Source organism: Acetobacter oeni (assembly GCF_011516825.1).
In the GTDB taxonomy this organism is placed as follows: Bacteria; Pseudomonadota; Alphaproteobacteria; order Acetobacterales; family Acetobacteraceae; genus Acetobacter; species Acetobacter oeni.
On the sequence record NZ_WOTA01000069.1, the window covers coordinates 1 to 4,249 of the forward strand.

Annotated in this window: 1 protein-coding gene and 2 pseudogenes; all 3 read right to left on the minus strand. The window is 60.9% G+C overall.

Translation table 11 applies throughout. The features are described 5' to 3' along the window. Positions 1-113: 113 nt before the first annotated feature. Positions 114-296, minus strand: a pseudogene (locus GOB90_RS18460) (IS5/IS1182 family transposase); the annotation flags it as partial. A 115-nt stretch (positions 297-411) separates the two neighbouring features. Then, positions 412-1,490: pseudogene (locus GOB90_RS18465) on the minus strand (IS5 family transposase). Positions 1,491-1,613: 123 nt separating this feature from the next. Further along, the gene (locus GOB90_RS18470) at positions 1,614-3,920 is read right to left on the minus strand and encodes a beta-N-acetylhexosaminidase (RefSeq protein WP_173572215.1); all 2,307 of its coding nucleotides are present in this window, start codon (positions 3,918-3,920) and stop codon (positions 1,614-1,616) included. Between the last annotated feature and the right edge of the window lie 329 nt (positions 3,921-4,249).

Sequence of the window (4,249 nt, forward strand, 5' to 3'; positions counted from 1 at the left end):
ATCGCCCACGCCTACAACTGCAAAAGAATGGCACGCCTCCAGGCCGCATGAGCCGGACCAGCCTCGGCGTTATCATCCCCCAAATGCTCAACCCGACAGGCTGTTAGAGGGTGTTATGCACTTTGCATGAGCAGGTTGGCTGCGTTTTTCAGCATGAAACCAGCGAAAACGATGGTGTGCATTGCAGCGAGAATTGAGGCACAGCGCTCATAGTCTTTTATGAGCCTTCTGCACCGTGTTGCCCATGCGAACGATCTCTCTGCGATCCATCGTCAGGGCAGCAACACAAAACCACGTGGCGGGTTCGAAGAACCATTGATTGAAGTTCTTAATTCCTGATTTTTGGCTCGACGTATGCTGATTCCGGTTTCTGTGTTGGAAGCAGAGCGGGCAGTTCCGTGCTCTGGATTGCTACGCGGCGTTGCCAAACCGCTCCAGGAAGAGAAAGCGACGCATATTATAGACGATATTGGCCAGCCCAATTTTCATGGTGGCCCGTGTGATGCCGACGGTGCGTATGAACAGTCCCATCTGTGATTTCTGATCGGCAAAGACATGTTCAACGCGAGATCGGATGACGGACTTGCCCGCATTGGATCGTTGGATATGACGGGGCATGGGCTTGAGATGCGGCTTCTTGCGATGGATCTTTGAGACAAAACCCTGCTTTTCCATGAAATCCTCGTTGGCTTTTGAGCGGTAAGCGGTATCTGCCCAGACATCGGATGCTGTATTGCTGCGGTCAAGCAATCCCTCGCGCAGTCTGGCGCCGTCACTGGCAGCCGCATCGGTCGTTTTCCATTTACGGATCAACCTGAACTTCCGGTCGATGGAAACATGGGATTTATAGCCAAAGAACGGGATGGCGAGATCTGTTGACGGAATCGTTCCGTCATCCTGCCGTTTCGTCCTGGTAAATTTCAGCGTCCAGCGCGCATGACGGTCCTTGTGGGACCGCTTTGCGGGTTTGTCCTTCCAGGCCTCAGGAATACGGTCCGCCCGGAGATCCGCTTTTTCATCGTTGGTATTGCGCTGCTTTGGAGCCGCCACCAGCGTAGCATCCAGGATTTGGCCTGACATCGGCAGATAACCAGCATCCCGCAGTGTGGTGTCAAAGCGATCGAACAGACCGTCAATAGCTCCTGCCTGTGTCAGACGCTCGCGGAACAGCCAGATCGTTTTGGCATCGGGTACCCGATCCGACAGGCCCAGACCAGGGAAACGCATGAACGACAGGCGGTCGTTGATCAGGGATTCCGTCCGTTCATCAGACAGATTGTTAAGCGTCTGGATCACCAGGATTTTAAACATCAACACCGGATCAAACGGCGGACGCCGCCTTTGCTTCCATCAGCATAGGCCAGACCCTTGTCCAAACCAGGGCGGAAGACCTCAAAATCCACAGTCCGGGAAAAGGCTTCAAGCTGATCCCCCAACCCGCTCAAACGAGCAAGGCGCTCTTCAACATCAAAGAAACCCGGCTGCTTCATGAGTCATCCTCCCCCAATCACCATAGGAGGCATGGAATCACAGACACGCACGCAAAACCATGGGGTTTTTAGAACCCTCCACGTGGTTGCGTTTTATTATGATTCGGACAGAAACGATTGCGTTTATCGTATGATCGTCACGCTTTCGAAGCCGTAATACGGGCGCCCCGGGCTTTCGGGTGCGTCCAGGATGAGGGCGTGCGTGCCCTGGACGGTGATGGGGACGACGAGATGCAGCGGTTTGCCGAGAGGGCCGATCGGGAGCGGGGCGGAGCCGATGACGGCGTCGGGCGCGTCGGTTGTTCGGATGGCGAGTGTGTTCAGCGGGAGAGCGGAGCCGGGGCCTGTCGCGGCGCGCGTGTCGGAAGGATCGTCTCGTGGGCTTCCGAAGAAGCGGCTCATGGGGATGAGGTCTACCGCCAAGGATTTCGCACCGTAGAGACTGGTGACGGGGATGGCGACGCAGTCGCGGTTGCGGTCGATGGTCAGGTACGGGGAGGGGGCGATGGCGTCGGGCGTCGCGGGAACGTGGACGGAGAGTTTGCCGCCGGGGCAGGCGACGAAGGACGATCCTGTCCGCTGATCCGCGAGGTCGGGCGTGATGACGCGTCGGGTCGGGGCGGCCAGCGGGTGTCCCGTCTTATCGAACGGGATTGCCGTGAGGGTGATGCCGGCGGGTGCTTGGAGGGGGACGCGGTAGAGCGGCGCCGTCTGATCCGGTTCGGCGCCGTCAAGCGTGTACCGAATGAGGCCGGTGTTCGCCTGGTTCGACAGGGTGAGCGTGATGCGGCTTGGCGTGTCTGACGGCGTGGCCTGGAGGGTGACGGCGAAGGCGCCGTCCGCGACGGGGACGCCGTGTTCTGACTCGCGGCGCATTTCGGCGGGCAGGCGGCGCAGGAAGCTGTCCCATTTCTGGAGCGGGCGGGGGGTCCACGCGATTTCGGCCAGCGCGCTGGCTCGAGGGAAGGCGGCGTGCAGGACGGACGCTCCGGAGGTGAAGTATTCCGTCCACAGCGCGCCTTCGACGCCGAGGATATGTTGCTGCACCTGGGGAGTGGTTCCGGGCGGGAGAGGGTCGAACTGATAGACGGTCGCCAGGGACTCGATAGGGTAGCGGCCACCGGTAGCCTCTTCGTCGCGGTTTGTTTGCAGGTAGTCGAAATAGAGGGATGACGAGGGAGCCATGACGGCGTCGTGGCCGGCTTCCGCCGCGGCGACGGCGCCCCTCACGCCGTGCCAGGACATGACGGAGGCGGAGGGGGGCAGGCCGCCTTTCAGGATTTCATCCCATCCAATCAGGCGTCGGTCGTGACTGGCGAGCCAGGTTCCCAAGCGTTCGATGAACCAGCTTTGCAGGGCTTCTTCGTCCCTGACGCCGAGGTCGCGCATGCGGGCCTGCACGGAGGGGGAGGATCGCCACTGTTCCTTCACGGCTTCGTCGCCGCCGAGGTGGATGAAGCGCGACGGGAAGAGTTCGAGGACTTCGGTGAGGACGTTTTCGATAAAGGCAAAGGTGTGGTCGTCGGTGTTGTAAAGATAGGGGTGAATGCCCATGACGGTGGAGACTTGGGTGGGCGTGCCGCCTGATCCGATTTCCGGGTAGGCGGCGATGGCGGCCTGCGCGTGTCCGGGCATGTCGAGTTCCGGGACGATAGTGATGTTGCGCGCCTCGGCGTAGGCGACGATCTCGCGGATCTGGTCCTGCGTGTAGAAGCCGCCATAGGGAGTGCCATCGCCGTTCGGGCCGGAATCGGGGGCGTGACGCCAGGCACCGATGCGGGTCAGTTCCGGGTAGCGGCGGATTTCGATGCGCCAGCCCTGGTCATCGGTGAGGTGCCAGTGCAGGACGTTTAGTTTCAGGCGTCCCATGGCGTCGATCATTGTGCGGATGTCGTCGGGCGTTTGAAAGTGCCGCGATGAGTCGACCATCATCCCGCGCCAGCGCAGGCGGGGCTGGTCACGGATGCGGAGGGCCGGGATTGTTTTTGTCGGGGAGGAGAGGAGCTGGGCGAGGGTGCCAGCCCCGTAATAGAGGCCAGCCTGATCGTGGGCGGTGATGGTGACGCCAGTCGGGGTAACGGTCAGGTCATAGCTTTCGGCGGGGGCTGACGGATCTGCGGGCAGGAGGCGGAAGTGGAGGGTGGGGGTTGCGGGGGTGCCCGTTGCGCGGGATGCGGGCGCGGCGACGAGGGCGGGGCCGGACCGGGAGCGCAGCGTTTCGACCAGGATGTCGAGGTGTGCGGGGGCGACGTTGTCGGTCGTCACGGGGAGCGTTGCCGGAATTCTGAGATAGCCTGCGGCCAGCGTCATGCTGGCGGGGAGCGGCAGCAGCGGCGGGACGTCGTCGGCTTTGGCCTGCGCGCCGCCGGTGAAGAGCAGGGCGGCGAGCGCCGTTGTTGCGAGCCGGCGGCGATGGGAGGGGCGCATCATGGAGTGTGTCCTCGTTTGTCGCATGGAGCGGGCGCGCCGCGCCTAGCTTCTGTTTCGAAAACATAACGATCATAAACACGCATGCACAACAAGTAGGGTGCCCATATTTGCGCTATTATTTGAGAGGGTTCGACATTTTATGGCGATCGACGGCCATGTGCTGGTTCTCTCCCGATGGCCTGATGAGGGAAAATGTCGCAAATCAAGTGGCGGGGGTGCTACGGCGTGTCGTCAGTTAAGCAGGATGATGATTGAGACGAACTGAACGGCTGCGAGGAAGTTGATTTCAGTTTGTCGTATCGGGTTGCGATAGCGCGGAACTGTTTGAG